Annotated in this window: 17 protein-coding genes and 2 tRNA genes; 7 read left to right on the top strand and 12 right to left on the bottom strand. The window is 67.2% G+C overall.

Annotated features, from left to right (window positions below; all coding sequences use genetic code 11):
• Window positions 1-19: 19 nt before the first annotated feature.
• From QSJ19_RS00810 to thiL, 3 genes are read right to left on the bottom strand one after another with little or no spacing between them, the layout of a single operon-like run.
• Entirely contained in the window at window positions 20-730 is a 711-nt protein-coding gene (locus QSJ19_RS00810) for a uracil-DNA glycosylase (RefSeq protein WP_286317798.1), read from the bottom strand.
• A gap of 11 nt (window positions 731-741) precedes the next feature.
• Entirely contained in the window at window positions 742-1,263 is a 522-nt protein-coding gene (locus QSJ19_RS00805) for a gamma carbonic anhydrase family protein (RefSeq protein ID WP_286317796.1), read from the bottom strand.
• A gap of 58 nt (window positions 1,264-1,321) precedes the next feature.
• A complete protein-coding gene (gene thiL, locus QSJ19_RS00800; protein ID WP_286317795.1) occupies window positions 1,322-2,353 on the bottom strand; it encodes a thiamine-phosphate kinase in 1,032 nt (343 codons plus the stop codon).
• A 98-nt stretch (window positions 2,354-2,451) separates the two neighbouring features.
• Between thiL and QSJ19_RS00795 the strand changes: the two genes are divergently transcribed.
• Entirely contained in the window at window positions 2,452-2,697 is a 246-nt protein-coding gene (locus tag QSJ19_RS00795; protein WP_286317794.1) for an Lrp/AsnC ligand binding domain-containing protein, read from the top strand.
• Between the two features lie 73 nt (window positions 2,698-2,770).
• Entirely contained in the window at window positions 2,771-3,340 is a 570-nt protein-coding gene (locus QSJ19_RS00790; RefSeq protein ID WP_502876055.1) for a DUF3515 domain-containing protein, read from the top strand.
• Between the two features lie 28 nt (window positions 3,341-3,368).
• Here the strand turns inward: QSJ19_RS00790 and QSJ19_RS00785 are convergent, their stop codons facing one another.
• Window positions 3,369-4,373, bottom strand: coding sequence for an NAD(P)H-dependent glycerol-3-phosphate dehydrogenase (locus tag QSJ19_RS00785; RefSeq protein ID WP_286318138.1), 1,005 nt, complete (start codon window positions 4,371-4,373; stop codon window positions 3,369-3,371).
• Window positions 4,374-4,529: 156 nt separating this feature from the next.
• Between QSJ19_RS00785 and cofC the strand changes: the two genes are divergently transcribed.
• Genes cofC through QSJ19_RS00770 form a run of 3 tightly spaced genes read left to right on the top strand, consistent with a single transcriptional unit; the run spans window position 4,530 to window position 8,494 of the window.
• Window positions 4,530-5,342, top strand: coding sequence for a 2-phospho-L-lactate guanylyltransferase (cofC, locus tag QSJ19_RS00780; RefSeq protein WP_286317790.1), 813 nt, complete (start codon window positions 4,530-4,532; stop codon window positions 5,340-5,342).
• A 7-nt stretch (window positions 5,343-5,349) separates the two neighbouring features.
• Entirely contained in the window at window positions 5,350-7,536 is a 2,187-nt protein-coding gene (locus QSJ19_RS00775; RefSeq protein ID WP_286317789.1) for an RNA degradosome polyphosphate kinase, read from the top strand.
• A gap of 37 nt (window positions 7,537-7,573) precedes the next feature.
• Complete coding sequence (locus QSJ19_RS00770) at window positions 7,574-8,494, top strand: NUDIX hydrolase (RefSeq protein ID WP_286317788.1); 921 nt, start codon at window positions 7,574-7,576, stop codon at window positions 8,492-8,494.
• A gap of 108 nt (window positions 8,495-8,602) precedes the next feature.
• On the opposite strand, the gene QSJ19_RS00765 is transcribed toward QSJ19_RS00770, so the two are convergent.
• From QSJ19_RS00765 to leuC, 3 genes are all read right to left on the bottom strand, one after another.
• Window positions 8,603-9,223, bottom strand: coding sequence for an HU family DNA-binding protein (locus QSJ19_RS00765; protein WP_286317787.1), 621 nt, complete (start codon window positions 9,221-9,223; stop codon window positions 8,603-8,605).
• A gap of 178 nt (window positions 9,224-9,401) precedes the next feature.
• Window positions 9,402-9,995, bottom strand: coding sequence for a 3-isopropylmalate dehydratase small subunit (leuD, locus tag QSJ19_RS00760; protein WP_286317786.1), 594 nt, complete (start codon window positions 9,993-9,995; stop codon window positions 9,402-9,404).
• A gap of 39 nt (window positions 9,996-10,034) precedes the next feature.
• Window positions 10,035-11,471 carry a 3-isopropylmalate dehydratase large subunit gene (gene leuC, locus QSJ19_RS00755; protein WP_286317785.1) on the bottom strand — a complete coding sequence of 479 codons (1,437 nt, stop codon included), beginning with the start codon at window positions 11,469-11,471 and terminating at the stop codon, window positions 10,035-10,037.
• 89 nt (window positions 11,472-11,560) lie between these two features.
• Here leuC and QSJ19_RS00750 point away from each other — a divergent pair, with 89 nt between their 5' ends.
• On the top strand, window positions 11,561-12,295 hold the full coding sequence (locus QSJ19_RS00750; RefSeq protein ID WP_286317784.1) for an IclR family transcriptional regulator: 735 nt from the start codon (window positions 11,561-11,563) through the stop codon (window positions 12,293-12,295).
• Window positions 12,296-12,370: 75 nt separating this feature from the next.
• Window positions 12,371-12,868, top strand: coding sequence for a PPOX class F420-dependent oxidoreductase (locus QSJ19_RS00745; protein ID WP_286317783.1), 498 nt, complete (start codon window positions 12,371-12,373; stop codon window positions 12,866-12,868).
• A 74-nt stretch (window positions 12,869-12,942) separates the two neighbouring features.
• On the opposite strand, the gene QSJ19_RS00740 is transcribed toward QSJ19_RS00745, so the two are convergent.
• The 5 genes from QSJ19_RS00740 to QSJ19_RS00720 all read right to left on the bottom strand — a co-directional run bounded on the left by QSJ19_RS00740 (window position 12,943) and on the right by QSJ19_RS00720 (window position 16,402).
• Window positions 12,943-13,015, bottom strand: a tRNA-Glu gene (locus tag QSJ19_RS00740).
• A gap of 68 nt (window positions 13,016-13,083) precedes the next feature.
• Window positions 13,084-13,155 (bottom strand) — tRNA-Gln (locus QSJ19_RS00735).
• A 120-nt stretch (window positions 13,156-13,275) separates the two neighbouring features.
• Window positions 13,276-14,751: a glutamate--tRNA ligase gene (gltX, locus tag QSJ19_RS00730; protein ID WP_286317782.1), complete on the bottom strand. Its 1,476-nt coding sequence runs from the start codon at window positions 14,749-14,751 to the stop codon at window positions 13,276-13,278.
• 59 nt (window positions 14,752-14,810) lie between these two features.
• Window positions 14,811-15,632, bottom strand: coding sequence for an alpha/beta fold hydrolase (locus QSJ19_RS00725; protein ID WP_286317781.1), 822 nt, complete (start codon window positions 15,630-15,632; stop codon window positions 14,811-14,813).
• Window positions 15,629-16,402 carry a fumarylacetoacetate hydrolase family protein gene (locus tag QSJ19_RS00720; protein ID WP_286317780.1) on the bottom strand — a complete coding sequence of 258 codons (774 nt, stop codon included), beginning with the start codon at window positions 16,400-16,402 and terminating at the stop codon, window positions 15,629-15,631. Before QSJ19_RS00720 ends, QSJ19_RS00725 begins: the two co-directional genes overlap by 4 nt.
• Window positions 16,403-16,540: the final 138 nt, after the last annotated feature.

The raw sequence follows: 16,540 nt of genomic DNA, 5'->3' as shown, positions 1-16,540 counted from the left end.
GATCGCGGGGTCGGTGCGATCAGGAGGGCAGGCGCCAGTCGACCGGGGCGGCGCCCAACTCCTCGAGCGCCTCGTTGGCGCGGCTGAAGGGACGCGAACCGAAGAACCCGCGACTGGCCGACAGTGGTGAGGGGTGCGGTGATTCGATCACCGGGACGTCGGGCAACCACCGCGTCAGGTTGCCCGCGTCCTTGCCCCAGAGGATGGCGACGAGCGGTTCCGCCTCGCGGGCGACGAGCGCCTTGATCGCACACTCGGTGACCTGCTCCCAGCCCTTGCCGCGGTGGGAGGCCGGCTCCCCCGGTGACACCGTCAGGACGCGGTTCAGCAGCAGCACACCGGATTTCGCCCACGGCGTGAGATCACCGTTCGCGGGTCTCGGATATCCGAGATCCTCGGAGTACTCACGATAGATGTTGGCCAGCGAGCGCGGGATGGGCGAGACGTCGGGTGCCACCGAGAAACTCAGGCCGACAGCGTGCCCCGGGGTCGGATACGGATCCTGTCCGACGATCAGCACCCGCACATCGTCGAACGGGTGGGTGAAGGCGCGCAGGACGTTCGCGCCCGAGGGCAGGTAGCCGCGACCAGTGGCGTTCTCCGCCCGCAGGAACTGTCCCATCGAGGCGATGACCGGCTCGACCGGCTCGAGGGCCGCCGCCCAGCCAGGATCGATCAACTCCGACAACGGCTTCGGCGCCGGCTGCGGCGTTTCCCGGCTCTCCGTCATCCGATCCTCCGTCATCCGATCCTCCGCAGTGCCTCGCGAAAGTACTTCCCGTTCTGGTGATACATCTCGACGTTCAGGTCGACGTGACCCTCGGGCACCTCGTAGCCCTCCCGGATCCGCGCGGGAACGCCCAACGCCATCGCGCGCGGCGGCACGGTGAACTTGGACGGCACCACCGCGCCCGCACCGACGACCGCACCCGTGCCCACCGTCGATCCGTTGAGGACGACCGAGCCGGAGGCGATCAGGCAGTGATCGCCGATGGTCGCACCCTCGATATGGGCGTTGTGCCCGACGACGCACTGGTCGCCGATGACGGTCGCATCGATCGGTGTGCAGTGGATGATCGTGCCGTCCTGGATGTTCGTCCGCCGCCCGACCGTGATCGTGCCGGAGTCGCCACGCAGGACCGCAGTGGGCCAGATCGACACCCCGTCGCCGAGGGTCACGTCACCGATCACCACGGCGTCCGGATGGATGTAGACGTCGTCACCGATCGTGGGTTCGCGGTCACCGAGCGCATAGATAGCCATGCACCGAATCTAGACATCCGCACCTCGACGCCGATCGCCCGGTGCCCGAGATCGTCCGTCACGTCTCGAACGACTGCCATCCCCGCAGACCGCCGACCGGGTGTCCGTCGACGAAGACGTCGGCACCCTCGCTCACCTGCCCTATGCGGGTCCACCCCGGCGGCACCCCGCCGGGCGGGAAGGCGCCGAGCAGTTCGTGATCCTCACCACCGGCCACCGTCCAGTCACGCAGGTCGACGCCGAGAAACCCTGCGGCCGAATGCATCTCCTCCGAAGCCGGGATTCGCGTGCTGTCGACGTCGAGCCGGACCCCCGAGGCCGCCGCCATGGTGATCAGCTCCTCGACGAGCCCGTCGGAGACATCGGTCATCGCATGGACACCGGCCCGGGCCGCGAGAGGCCCCTGACCGAGGTCGGGCGCGGGCAGCCGGTGGGCGTCGACAAGAGCCGAATAGCGTTCGCGGAGTTCGTCGGACCCCGCAGACCGGGCCGCGAGCAGCACCGCGAGACCGGCGGCGCTGGCACCGAGTGTGCGGCCGGTGACGGCGAGCTCGTCACCCGGTCGCGCACCTCCGACGACCGTGGGCGCCAGGCCGTCGAGCATGCCCACCGTGGTGACGGTGAGTACGACCTGGTCGGCGGCGACGAGGTCCCCGCCAAGAACACGCCCACCCAGACGGTGCGTGGCCTCGACGATGCCTGCGTCGAGGTCGAGAACCGTTCCGACGGTGGTGTCCGGCGGGCAGGCGATCGACACCACGGTTCCCGAGACCCGACCCCCCATTGCCGCGATGTCGGCGGCACTCTGCACGACCGCCCGGGCCCCGACCGTGTGCGGGTCGGACCAGTCGAAGCGGAAGTGCCTGCCCTGTACCGCGGTGTCGGTACTGATGACCGCGGGACCTGCGGTGTCGATCACCGCGGCGTCGTCGCCGGAACCGATGACGATGTCGTGCGCGGGACCGTGCACCGCCGGAGGCGAGTCGTGCACGGATGCCGCCCGGGTGAGTTCGGCGATGAGCCGGCGTTCGCCGACCTCACCGACGCTGCGCGACCGGTCGACCGGGTCGCCGATGCTTCCGACGGTCACGAAGTCACCCTTGATCTCTCTCGTGTCGCGCTCGGGCGGGGTTGTCAGCGACAATACTGACACCGGGTCGACAGCCGGAGGCCGGTGCAGACGAGAGGATGGGCGTGGTTCAGGCATACATACTGATCCAGACCGAGGTCGGACGTGCCGCGCTGGCCGCGGCGACGATTGCGGAGATCTCCGGTGTCGCCTCATCCGAAGAGGTCAGCGGACCCTACGACGTCATCGTGCGAGTTGATGCCGCCGACGCGTCCCACCTCACCGAGGACGTCGTGCCCCAGATCCAGAAGGTGGACGGGATCACCCGCACACTCACCTGCCCGGTCGTCCAGAGTGCTCACTGACGCCTGACCGGAGCGATCCGCCGCACCACGCACACAACCACCACCTCGACGGGGCACACCCGATCACTAGGGTGTGGGTGTGACCGACGACAGCCAGACCGGCGGTGGCGAGGATGGAGCCGACCTCGACGAGCGTTACGGGACCGGGCCCCGTCTGAGCCCCGCGCTCATCGCCACCCTGGTGGCGATCCCGGCGATGGTGATCGTCGGCTTCATCGCGTTCGCGGCGCTACGACCGGATCCGACGACGCCGATCGAGGAGTACACCGCCGGGGCACCCGCCTCGGCGGACTGCGGTCGGCTGATCGCGGAACTGCCGCAGACGTTCGAGGGTTTCGGCGACAAGCAGGCCGACGGCACCACCGTCCGCTGGCCCGCCGACGGCGACGGTGACCCGGTGACGTTGCGCTGCGGCATCTCCCGGCCGTCGGAGCTGTCCCCGACCAGCAACCTGCAGGTGATCAACCCGGTGCAATGGTTCATCACCGACACCGTCGAAGGGGCCGGACAGGCGTACGTCTGCGTCGATCACCGTCCGTACGTGGCGATGTGGATTCCCGCGAACTCCGGGAACGGACCCATCACCGACGTGTCCGCGGTGATCGAACACACCCTCCCCCGGGGCCCGCTCGACTTCGGCTGACCCGGAACGTCGGTCGCGGATCTCGGACTCAGTCGTAGATCTCGGGTTTCGTGCTGCGACCGAGGAGTGAGCTCACCGCGTCGCCGACCGACAGCCCACCGTGGCAGACCTGATGGACCGCGCCGGTCAGCGGCATCTCCACGTCGAACTTTTCCGCCAGCGCACGAACCGAGGTGCAGGACTTCACTCCCTCGGCCACCTGGCCGTTCGTCGCCTCCTGCGCCTCCTCCATCGTCGCGCCTTCTCCGAGCCGGGCGCCGAACGTCCGGTTCCTCGACAGCGGCGATGAACAGGTGGCCACGAGATCACCGATCCCGGCGAGCCCGGCGAGCGTCTCGATCTGGGCACCGACCGCGACGCCGAGTCTGATGGTCTCGGCCAGCCCTCGGGTGATGATGGTCGCCAGCGTGTTCTGGCCGAAGCCGACCCCGCTGGCCATCCCGCAGGCGAGGGCGATGACGTTCTTCACCGCACCGCCGATCTCGCAGCCGATCACGTCGGTGTTCGTGTACGGCCGGAAATAGCCGGTGTTGAAGGCCTGCTGCAGATCACGGGCACGGTGCTCGTCCGCACAGGCGATCACCGTGGCGGCGGGCTGTCCCTCGGCGATCTCCCGGGCGAGATTGGGCCCCGACAACGCGGCGATCTGACCGGCCGGGACGCCCGAGACCTCGCCGATGACCTCCGTCATGCGGAGCAGCGAACTCGTCTCGACGCCCTTGGCCAGGGAGACATACGTGGTGTCGTCGCCGGTGTGCGGCAGCCAGTCGGTGAGGTTGTCGCGCAACGACTGCGACGGCACCGCACACACCACGACGTCGGCGCCGGACAGCGCTGCCTCGACCGAACTCGTGGCACGGAGCGCGTCCGGGAGCGTGATCCCGGCCAGGTAGTCGCCGTTGGTGTGGTCGACATTGATCCGCTCGGCGAGGTCGGGCCGCCGAGCCCACAACGTCGTCTCGGTTCCCGCATCGACCAGGACTTTCGCGATCGCCGTCCCCCAGGAACCGGCACCCATCACCACCGCACGCACGACCACTCCTTCGCCGACCACCTCGTCGTCACTCACAGTAGTGCGTCCCGCCCGGCGCCGATGCGGATCCTCGTCGGCTCCTCCGGCTCGGCGTCGGCTGCCGCGACAGGGTCCCTCGCTGGCGGGCGCCTCGGGTCGATCGGCATCATGGTCCCCATGGATTCGACGTCAGCCGAGCGCCGGGACGGTGATCGCGCCGAGGAGGGCGCCTCCGGCGACGTCGTCGCAGTTCTCGCGGTGAAACACCTCACCGAGGCGAAGTCACGGCTCGCCGCGAGTCGCAGTCGCGCCGTCGCCGGACCGCCGCACCGCGCCCTGGTCCTCGCGATGTTGCTCGACACCCTCGACGCGATCGCGAGCGCGGGGATCGACCGGATCGTGGTCGTCAGTCCGGACGATCTCGTCCTCGCCGCGGCACGGTCGGTGGGGGCTATCGGCGTACCCGAGACGTCTACATCGCCTGCCGGTGTCGACAGCCTGAATCTCGCGTTCTCCCACGGCGCAGCCACTGCGCGCGACCGATGGCCGGCCATCGCCCGGATCATCTGTGTACAGGCGGACCTGCCCGCCGCTCGCGCCGAGAGCATCCGAGGTGTCCTCGCAGCTGCCGCCGGCCACGCCCAGTCGGTGCTGACCGATCGCGCCGGCACCGGGACCACCATGCTGATCCGCGCCGTCCACATCGACGAACCGCCCCGATTCGGGCCGGCGTCGGCCGACGCGCATCGACTCGCCGGTGCCGTCGAGATCGATCCCGATCACCTGCAGTGGCCGGACCTGCGCACCGATGTCGACACCGACACCGACCTCGCGGCAGCCGACGCTCTCGGACTGGGTCGACACACCTCGGCCACGATGACGAGGCGCTCACCGGACACCGACGGTCCGCCGATCGGCCGGCCTCGTCGGCGACCCGAGCGAGCCCGGACGTCGGACAGGCATGCCCCGGCGACCAAGGATGCGTCATGATTGAACGGTGAGCCCAGCCGACGACATCGCCACGCAGCCGATCACGTCCATTCCCGGAGCGCCTCCCGCGGCGACGTTGGTCCCCGATGAGTCCGCCGACCTGCCCGAGGACCGCTACCTCAACCGTGAGCTGAGTTGGCTCGACTTCAACTCTCGTGTACTCGCCCTGGCCGAGGACACCTCGATGCCGTTGCTGGAGCGAGCGAAATTCCTCGCGATCTTCTCCTCGAATCTCGACGAGTTCTTCATGGTTCGGGTCGCCGGGCTGAAGCGTCGTGACGAGACCGGCCTGTCGGTGCGTTCCGCCGACGGACTTTCGCCGCGCGAACAGCTCCTCCGGATCGCCGGTCGCACCCAGACCATCGCCGACCGACACGCTCGCGTCTTTCTCGACTCCGTGCGTCCTGCGTTGGCGGACAACGACATCCACGTCGTCACCTGGGCCGAGATGACCGAGGAGCAGAAGGGCCGCCTGGTCGAGTACTTCCACGAGGACGTGTTCCCCGTCCTGACCCCGCTGGCGGTCGACCCCGCGCACCCCTTCCCCTACATCAGCGGTCTCTCCTTGAATCTCGCCGTCACCGTGAAGGACGCGAACGAGGGCGGCGAACACTTCGCCCGTGTCAAGGTGCCCGACAATGTCAACCGCTTCGTGCGCGTCGACCGGCTGATGCGCACCAGCGGGGACAAGTCGAAGCTCACCGACAACAAAGTGGTCCTGATGCCCCTGGAGACGCTGATCGCGGCGAATCTCGAGCACCTGTTCCCGGGCATGGAAATCGTTGAGCACCATGTCTTCCGAATCACCCGGAACGCAGATTTCGAGGTCGAGGAGGATCGTGACGAGGACCTGCTGCAGGCTCTCGAACGCGAACTCGCGCGCCGTCGCTTCGGGTCGCCGGTCCGGCTCGAGGTCGCCGACGACATGAGTGAGCACATGCTCGAACTCTTACTCCGCGAACTCGACGTGAATCCCGCCGACGTCATCCAGGTACCCGGACTGCTGGATCTGTCCTGCCTTTTCGAGATCTACGGTCTCGACCGCCCACAGCTCAAGGACCGTCCCTTCGTCCCGGCGACCCACCCGGCGTTCGGCGAGCGCGAGACACCGAAGAGCGTGTTCTCGACGCTGCGCGAGGGCGATGTCCTCGTCCACCACCCCTATGACTCGTTCTCGACGAGCGTGCAGCGATTCATCGAGCAGGCCGCGGCGGATCCGCAGGTGCTGGCCATCAAGCAGACGCTGTACCGGACCTCGGGTGATTCGCCGATCGTCAACGCGCTCATCGACGCCGCCGAGGCTGGCAAGCAGGTTGTCGCCCTGGTGGAGATCAAGGCCCGCTTCGACGAGCAGGCGAACATCAAGTGGGCCAGACAACTCGAGCAGGCCGGCGTCCATGTCGTCTACGGACTCGTCGGGCTCAAGACCCATTGCAAGACCTGTCTGGTCGTCCGGCGCGAGGGTTCGTCGATCCGGCGGTACTGCCACATCGGTACCGGCAACTACAACCCGAAGACCGCGCGGCTCTACGAGGACGTGGGCCTGTTCACCGCAGCACCCGACATCGGCGCCGATCTGACCGACCTGTTCAACACCCTGACCGGGTACTCCCGAAAGAAGGAGTACCGCAACATCCTGGTGGCGCCACACGGGATTCGGTCGGGCATCATCGCCCGTATCCATGAGGAGATCGAGCGATTCCGTCAGGGCGACAGCGGCGCCCGCATCCAGTTGAAGGCGAACGCGCTCGTCGACGAGCAGGTGATCGACGCCCTCTATCGTGCGTCACAGAGCGGTGTGCCGGTCGAGATCGTCGTCCGCGGCATCTGCGCGCTGCGCCCCGGGATGCCGGGGATCAGCGAGAACATCGTGGTCCGATCGATTCTCGGCCAGTTCCTCGAACACTCGCGGATCCTGTATTTCGGCGCGCAGAACGAATACTGGATCGGCAGCGCCGACATGATGCACCGCAACCTCGACCGCCGCGTGGAGGTCATGGCCCAGGTGCGGGATGACCGTCTGACCACCGAACTGGCCGACATGTTCGCCTCCGCCCTGGATTCGCGGACGCGGTGCTGGGTGCTGCAGTCGGACGGGAGTTGGGTGGCCTCCCCGGCCGCCGGCGAGGAGGTCCGGGATCATCAGCGCCAGATGATCCGCCGCAATCGTCGTCGCCCGGACCCGAGCCAGTAACCGTTCTCGTAACCCGGACGCTCTAGGATTCGCTTCGATGTCGAAGACGACGAAGACGGTGTGGGCTGCGGGCGGTGTCCTGTGGCGTCCCACCCGCGACGGCAGTGTCGAGATCGGTGTGGTGCACCGTCCCGACTACGACGACTGGACGCTGCCCAAGGGCAAGATCGACCCGGACGAGACGTTGGTCGCGACCGCCGCCCGCGAGATCCGTGAAGAGACCGGGCAACTGGCGCGATTGGGTCGCCACCTCCGCGACGTCCGTTATCGGTTGCCCAACGGCAACCAGAAGCGCGTCCGCTACTGGTCGGCGCGCGCGCTCGGGGGTGACTTCGAACCCGATCACGAGGTCGACGAACTCCGGTGGGTCGAGATCGATGCCGCGCCCGCACTTCTGACGCATCGCCTTGACCGGTCGGTTCTCGCCGAGTTCCGCCGCCTACCCGCGGACGTGCACATCCTGCTGCTCGTACGCCACGCCCACGCCGGGCAGCGATCGAAGTACACAGGGGACGATCGGCTGCGGCCCCTGGATCGGCTCGGCCGCAGCCAGGCCCGGGCGCTCGCCGATCTGTTGCCGGTATTCGGCGCCGAGCGACTGCATTCGGCCGACCGCGTCCGGTGCGAACAGACTCTCGCACCCCTGGCCGAGGACCTCGGAGTCGGCGTCATCGCCGAACCGTCACTCGCCGAGGAGGCCTACCGTTCGGCCCCTGCGGTGGCCCACCGACGCATCCGTGAGATCGCCGAGGACACCTCCGCCATCCACGCGGTGTGCAGCCAGGGCAAGGTCATCCCGCCGATGATGGACTGGTGGTCGGAGCGGGACGAGGTCATCTTGCCGGCCAAGCGCAATCGCAAGGGCAGCGTCTGGGTGCTGTCCACCGTCGACGGGCGACTCGTCGCCGCGGATCACATCGACAGCGCATTGCCCGACACCGATCATCCCGAGTCCTGAGCCCGAATCGCCGGGCAACGAGCTCGCAGGTAGAGCACGACCGGCTCCGAACACACGTCAGCCCCGACGGGGGAAGTACGTCGGGGCCGATGCGTGGCGTCGGACGACTCAGCGTCGAGTTGCCTTCTTGGCCGGTGCCTTCTTGGCTGCGGTCTTCTTGGCCGGAGCCTTCTTGGCCGGAGCATTCTTGGCTGCGGTCTTCTTGGCTGCGGTCTTCTTGGCCGGAGCCTTCTTCGCCGCCGTGGTGGTCTTCTTCGCCGGAGCCTTCTTGGCCGCGGTCGTGGCCTTCTTGGCCGGAGCCTTCTTGGCCGCGGTCGTGACCTTCTTGGCCGGAGCCTTCTTGGCTGCGGTCTTCTTCGCCGGAGCCTTCTTGGCCGCGGTCTTCTTCGCTGCGGTCGTGGTCGTCGCACCGCTGCCGCGCTTCACAGCGGGACCCGAGGATGCGAGCTTCTGCTTACCGGCGACGACGGCCTTGAACTGAGCGCCGGGACGGAACGCCGGAACCGAAGTGGCGCGCACCTTCACGGTCTCGCCGGTCCGCGGGTTGCGGGCGACGCGCGGTGCCCGCTTGCGCTTCTCGAAGACGCCGAAGCCGGTGATGGTGACGCTCTCACCCTTGTTGACCGCGCGAACGATCGTGTCGACGACGAGCTCGACTGCGGCAGTCGCAGTTTTGCGATCCGCGTCGAGCTTCTTGGTCAGCTCATCGATGAGCTCTGCCTTGTTCATTGATTACCTCCGCAAGCTGAATCTGACCCCTTCTCTATGGTCAGCTATCTCCACACGGTAAACGCCGAATTCGAAAACGTCCATCTTCCACGCCAATTAACCAGGCATGTCGCGAAATCGAAAGCAGGAACCGTGTTCGGGGAGAGTGGGTCAGATCAGCTCGCGCGGTCGCGTCAGATCACTTGCCGAGAGTCACCGGGGTGAACGAGGGGCGCGACTTCTCGAACTCGGAAATGGCTTCTACCTGGCGTAACGTCAGCCCGATGTCGTCCAGACCCTCCATCAGACGCCACCGCGTGTAGTCATCAATTGCCAACGGCACCACGAGGTCTGCCGCGGTCACGGTCCGATCGGCAAGACTGACCGTGAGTTCCAGCCCCGGCTGCTCTTCGAGGCGCTTCCACAGCAATTCGACGTCGGATTGCTCGACCTGGGCGGCCACGAGTCCCGCCTTGCCCGCGTTGCCACGGAAGATGTCGGCGAAGCGAGACGAGATGACCACCCGAAAACCGAAGTCCGACAGAGCCCACACGGCGTGCTCGCGGGACGAGCCGGTGCCGAAGTCCGGTCCGGCGACCAGGACCGAGCCCCGGTCCCACGGCTCGTTGTTGAGGATGAAGTCCGGATCGTTGCGCCACGCGGCGAAGAGTCCATCCTCAAAGCCGGTGCGGGTCACCCGCTTCAGGTAGACGGCCGGGATGATCTGGTCGGTGTCGACATTGCTGCGACGCAGCGGCACACCGATCCCGGTGTGGGTGATGAAGGGTTCCATGAGGATGTCCGATCGTGTGTCTGGGTATGGGGGCCGGGTTCAACTCAGGTCCGAGGGCGCCGAGAGCGTGCCGCGGACCGCGGTCGCCGCGGCGACCGTGGGCGACACCAGGTGGGTGCGACCCCCCTTGCCCTGCCGCCCTTCGAAGTTGCGGTTCGATGTCGACGCGCAGCGTTCGCCGGGAGCGAGCTGATCGGGGTTCATACCCAGGCACATCGAGCAACCGGCCTGCCGCCATTCGGCGCCGGCCGCGGTGAAGATCTCACCGAGACCCTCCTCGTCGGCCTGTGCGCGAACCCGCATCGAGCCCGGGACGACGAGCATCCGCATGCCGTCGGCGATCGTGCGGCCCTTCAGGATGTCGGCGACCGCGCGCAGATCCTCGATGCGGCCGTTGGTGCACGAACCGACGAACACCGTGTCGACCTTCACCTCCCGCAGTGGCGTCCCGGGCGCGAGGTTCATGTATTCCAGGGCCCGTTTCGCTGCGCTGGCGGCATTCTCGTCGGCGATCTCGGCCGGGTCGGGGACGCGGGCACTGAGCGGAGCGCCCTGCCCGGGGTTGGTGCCCCAGGTCACGAACGGCGTCAATTGTGTCGCGTCGATGTGCACCTCGGCGTCGAATTCGGCGTCGGCGTCGGTGCGCAGGCTGTCCCAATACTCGACCGCGGCATCCCAATCGGCACCCGTGGGCGCGTGCGGACGGCCCCGGAGGAAGTCGTAGGTGACCTGATCGGGCGCGATCATCCCGGCGCGGGCACCGGCCTCGATCGACATGTTGCAGATGGTCATTCGGGCTTCCATCGACATCTTCTCGATCGCCGGCCCGCGGTACTCGAGGACATAGCCCTGGCCGCCACCGGTGCCGATCTCGGCGATCACGGCGAGGATGAGGTCCTTGCTCGTCACACCCGGGGCGAGCTCACCGTCGACGGTGATCGCCATGGTCTTGAAGGGACGCAACGACAAAGTCTGTGTGGCGAGGACATGTTCGACCTCGGAGGTGCCGATGCCCATGGCGATCGAGCCGAACGCACCGTGCGTCGAGGTATGGCTGTCGCCGCACACGACGGTCATCCCAGGCTGGGTCAGACCGAGCTGCGGGCCGACGACGTGGACGATGCCCTGTTCGGCATCGCCCATGGGGTGCAACCGGATACCGAACTCCTCGCAATTGCGGCGCAGGGTCTCGACCTGGGTGCGCGATACCTCATCGGCGATCGGCTTGAAGATGTCCACAGTGGGGACGTTGTGGTCCTCGGTGGCTATCGTCAGATCGGGCCGACGGACCGGGCGACCGGCGAGTCGGAGTCCGTCGAACGCCTGGGGGCTGGTCACCTCATGGACGAGGTGCAGATCGATGTAGATCAGATCGGGATTGCGATTCCCGGAAGCATCTGTGTCGCCGCGGACGACGACATGGTCGTCCCACACCTTGTCGGCGAGAGTACGCGGCGTGTCGGGGCTGTAACTCATGGCTGTACTCACATCTGTTTCGGATTCACGGCACGTCTCGCAGGGCGACGACACGTGCATCTCACTATCTGGAACGCTAGTATCGTCCTATGGGACAGGATAGCGCATCGGCACCCAGCAGTGGAATCGGTGTCCTCGACAAATCGGTGATCGTTCTCCGAGCCATCGCGGACACCCCCTGCAATCTGACCGAGTTGTGCGACCGCACGGGTCTGCCGCGCGCCACCGCGCACCGACTCGCGGTCGGCCTTCAGACCCATCGACTACTCGCCCGCAACGCCGCCGGACGCTGGTATCCGGGACCGGCGCTCAGCGAACTCGCCGCCTCCGCCCATGATCCCGTGCGTGAGTCCGCCTTGATGGTCCTACCCCGGCTGCGCGAGATCACCGGCGAATCCGTTCAGGTCTACCGGCGCGAGGGCGCCGAACGCATCTGTATCGCCGCGATGGAACCCCCTACCGGACTGCGGGACACCGTTCCGGTAGGGACCCGGTTTCCGATGAGCGCCGGCTCGGCCGCCAAGGTGTTGCTGGCCTGGGCCGAGCCCGCGACACAACGAGCGCTGTTGCACGACAGCGTGTTCAGTGAACGCGCGCTGCACGAGATCCGTCGGCGCGGCTGGGCCCAGAGCGCCGGTGAACGGGCGGCCGGGGTCGCGAGCGTGTCGGCACCTGTCCGCGACGGCACCGGCGAGGTCGTCGCGGCGATCTCGGTGTCCGGGCCGATCGATCGGATGGGCCGACGACCCGGCGCCCGATGGGCCGCCGACCTGCTGGCTGCCGCGGACGCGATCCACAAGCGACTGCAGCCGAGCCGAGCCTGACCGCGGACGACGATCCCCCCGCACGGCACGGCGGTCGGCGGGAGGGGGTCCGGCGCCGTCGGCTAGCGTCGATATATGGGAGTCAATCAGCGCACTCAGATCGTCATGTCGGAGACGGAGATCACCGACTTCGTCGCCTCGAGCCGCACCGCCACGCTCGCCACCACCGGCCCCGACGGCAGCATCCACCTCGTGGCCATGTGGTATGGGGTCGTCGACGGCGAGATCTGGTTCGAGACCAAGGCCAAGTCCCAGAAGGCGGTCAATCTGCGGCGCAACAGCCGGTGCACCGTGCTGATCGAGGACGGCGACACCTACGACACCCTCCGCGGCGTCTCGTTCGAGGGGACCGCAGAGATCCTCGACGATCCGGACTCGTGCCTGAAGGTCGGCATCAGCGTCTGGGAGCGCTACACGGCGCCCTACACCGAGGAGTCGAAGCCGTTCGTCGAGCAGATGATGAACAAGCGGGTCGCGGTCCGCCTCGTGCCCGACCGGGTCCGTTCCTGGGACCATCGCAAGCTCGGAATCCCCGGGATGCCTGTCTCGGGGAGCACCGCACCCGCCTCGTGATCCGCGTCGACGGCCTGTGACAGCAGAACACCCCTCATCCGCATCACTGCAGAGAAGGGGTGTTCCTCTATGTGTAGCCCCGACGGGATTCGAACCCGCGCTACCGCCTTGAGAGGGCGGCGTCCTAGGCCGCTAGACGACGGGGCCCTAGAACGATCTTCAGTTGTGAACCTCCGGGCGGTCACCTCGGCTCGAGGTGCTCATCCGGCAGTCCGCTGGGGTACCAGGACTCGAACCTAGAATGGCGGTACCAGAAACCGCTGTGTTGCCAATTACACCATACCCCAAGGGTTTACCCTTCGGACCCGTCTGCCGGGGGCTCTCGCTCCTGGCATCCGGTCCGAAAAGGACCGAGGAGAAGAGTACCAAAGGGATACCGGTAAACCACAAATCGGCAGGTCAGCGCTCTAAGTCGGCACGATGTCCCGCGCCGCCGCCAGTCGGGCGAGACTCGTGCCCCGGCCCAGCAGTTCCATCGACTCATACAGCGGCGGACTCACCTGCGAGCCGGTCACCGCAACCCGGACCGGACCGAAGGCCTTACGGGGTTTGAGCCCCAGCCCGTCGACGAGGGCCGACTTGAGGGCCTCCTCGATCACGGGGGCGGTCCATTCGGTCACCCCGTCGAGCGCAGCGGTCGCGGCGTCGAGGACCTCGCCGGCATCGGTACCCAGGTTCTTGGCGGCCGACTTCTCGTCGATGGTGAAATCGGCGTCCGAGACGTACAGGAACGACATCAGCGGCCACGCGTCCCCGAGGACCTGGATGCGGGTCTGCACGAGCTCGGCGAGCACCGCGAACGACGCGTCGTCGATGGGCTCGGCGAGCTTGCCGTGGCCGACGAGGTATGCCCGGAGGCGGGCGGTGAAATCATCGACGTCGAGCCGGCGGATGTGCTCGGCGTTGATGGCGTCGGCCTTCTTCTGATCGAAGCGCGCCGGGTTGGAGTTCACCTGGCGCACATCGAATGCCGCGACCATCTCGTCGAGAGTGAACACGTCGGTCTCGCTCGAGTAGCCCCAGCCCAGCAGCGCGAGATAGTTCAGGAGCCCCTCGGGGATGAAGCCGCGATCGCGATGGTGGAAGAGATTCGACTGTGGATCACGTTTGGACAGTTTCTTGTTGCCCTCCCCCATCACGAACGGGAGGTGCCCGAACTCCGGAACCCGCTCGGCAACACCGATCCGGATCAGCGCGTCGTAGAGGGCGATCTGGCGAGGGGTGGAGGAGAACAGATCCTCCCCACGGAGCACGTGGGTGATCTTCATCAACGCGTCGTCGACGGGGTTGACGAGCGTGTAGAGCGGGTCGCCGCTCGCCCGGGTGAGTGCGAAATCGGGCACGGTGCCCGCCTTGATCGTCGTGGTGCCGCGCACGAGATCGTTCCACGTGATGTCATGGTCGGGCATCCGCAGTCGCACAACGGGTTTGCGTCCCTCGTCCGCGAAGGCGGCACGCTGCTCGTCGGTGAGGTCCCGATCGAAGTTGTCGTAACCGAGTTTCGGGTCACGCCCGGCAGCACGGTGACGCGCCTCGACCTCCTCCGGAGACGAGTAGGCCTCGTACGCCTCGCCCGACTCCAACAGTCGCGCGACGACGTCGAGATGGATGTCGCGCCGCTGCGACTGCCGATACGGACCGTACGGTCCGCCGACCTCGGGCCCCTCGTCCCAGTCGAGTCCAAGCCAGCGGAGGGCGTCGAGAATCGCCGCGTACGACTCCTCGCTGTCGCGGGCGGCGTCGGTGTCCTCGATGCGGAACACGAATGTGCCCTTGTCGTGGCGAGCCTGGGCGAAGTTGAACAACGCGGTCCGGGCCAGCCCGACATGGGGTGTTCCGGTCGGCGACGGGCAGAATCGGACGCGCACGTCAGAGGCACTCATGACGGTCAGGGTATCGAATCATCAGACCCCCCGAACCGCCCGTCTGTCGAGGTGACCCGTCAGCGGTGGGACGCGAAGAAGTCGAGCAGAAGGCGGTTCACCTCGGCGGGCTGTTCAAGATAGCCGAAGTGTCCGGCCTTCTCGACGACTTCGTAACGTGCGCCGGGGATGGCCTCGGCGACCTCCCTGGCAAGCTTCGGCGGCAGCGTGCGATCGTCGGCGAAACCGATCACCAGCGACGGCCGGGAGATACTCCGATACGCGCTCAGCCGGTCGGCCTCGCGGTCGTGCAGCCCGAGCTGCGCTCGCACCCCGGCGGTCACCGTCTGCGGCGAGAATCCGATGACGTCGAGCCAGTCCTTGGCGGTCCGATCGTCGTCGAGCGTGTGGGGCGACAGGTTCAGGTGCGCGGTGATGGCCGCCTCGTAGTCGGGCGGCAAGGTGATCTTCTTGTCGTAGAGCGCTCGTTCGCCGGCCGAGATCGCCTGCTGGAGCGGCGTGTTACGGCCGTAGGTGGCGATCATCGCGGCCGCCTTGACCACGTCCGGGCGGGCGAGTGCGAGCTCCTGGGTGATCCGCGCCCCCAACGACGTCCCGGCAACCAGCGCCGGACCGCCACCGAGATGCTCGATGAGCGCGGCGGTATCGGCGACCATGTCGTCGTGGGTGAACCCGTCCGCACACTCGGACGACGGTGCGATACCCCGGTTGTCGAACGTCACGACCCGGTAGCCGGCTTTCACCAGCGCGGGTTGCTGATGCGCGTGCCAGACCCTCCCGGGGCTCCCCGTCCCCATCACGAGCACCACGAGCGGACCGTCTCCGGCCTCCTCGTAGGCGATCTCGATGCCGTTGACGCGTGCGGCCTTCGGCCCCCTCATGCCTTGTCCACCACCGGGTTGCTCAGGGTGCCGAGTCCTTCGACGGTGACCGAGACCCGCTGGCCCGCCTGCATCGGGCCCACGCCCTCGGGCGTGCCGGTGAGGATCACGTCGCCCGGCAGCAGTGTCATCACCTTCGAGATCCACTCCACGATCGCGCCGACGTCGTGGACCATCGACGACGTACGCGAGCGCTGCTTCACCTCGCCGTCGAGTTCGGTGATCAGTTCGGCATCACTCGGATCGAATTCCGTCTCGATCCACGGCCCCAGGGGGCAGAAGGTGTCATAGCTCTTGCCCCGGGTCCACTGGCCGTCGGCCTGCTGGTGGTCGCGGGCGGTCACGTCGTTGCCGACGGTGTACCCGAGGATGACGCCCTTCGCGTCGGCAGCCTTGACGTTCTTGCACGGCTGACCGATCACGACGGCGAGCTCACCTTCGAAATCCACCCGCTCCGAGTTCGGCGGGCGCACGATCGGGACTTCCGGTCCGATGATCGACGTGTTCGGCTTCAGGAAGATCACCGGGTCCGCCGGCGCCTCCCCGCCCATCTCGGCGGCGTGTGCGGCGTAGTTCTTACCAATGCAGATCACCTTCGACGCCAGGATCGGCGCGAGGAGCCGCACGTCGGCCAACGCCCAGGAGCGACCGGTGAACGTCGGCGTCCCGAAGGGATGTTCGGCGATCTCGCGTGCCCGCGGGCCGTCATCGGCATCGTCGATGGCGGCAAACGCGACACCATCCGGGCTGGCTACTCGTCCTAAACGCATGCGACGACATTATCGCACCGTCGGCGTCTCAACCCGCGGGACCCGGGTTGTCCCGAGACGGCGCCAGTTTTAGAATGTGGGCAGCTAGTTCCACTATCTGAGATGAGGCGAAGGCCGTGGGTGTGGGGAATGACACCA

It is taken from the genome of Gordonia sp. ABSL11-1 (genome assembly GCF_030315685.1).
Lineage (GTDB): Bacteria > Actinomycetota > Actinomycetes > Mycobacteriales > Mycobacteriaceae > Gordonia.
The sequence above is the reverse complement of the archived record's forward strand: the minus strand, read 5'-3'. Positions and strand labels throughout refer to the sequence as shown.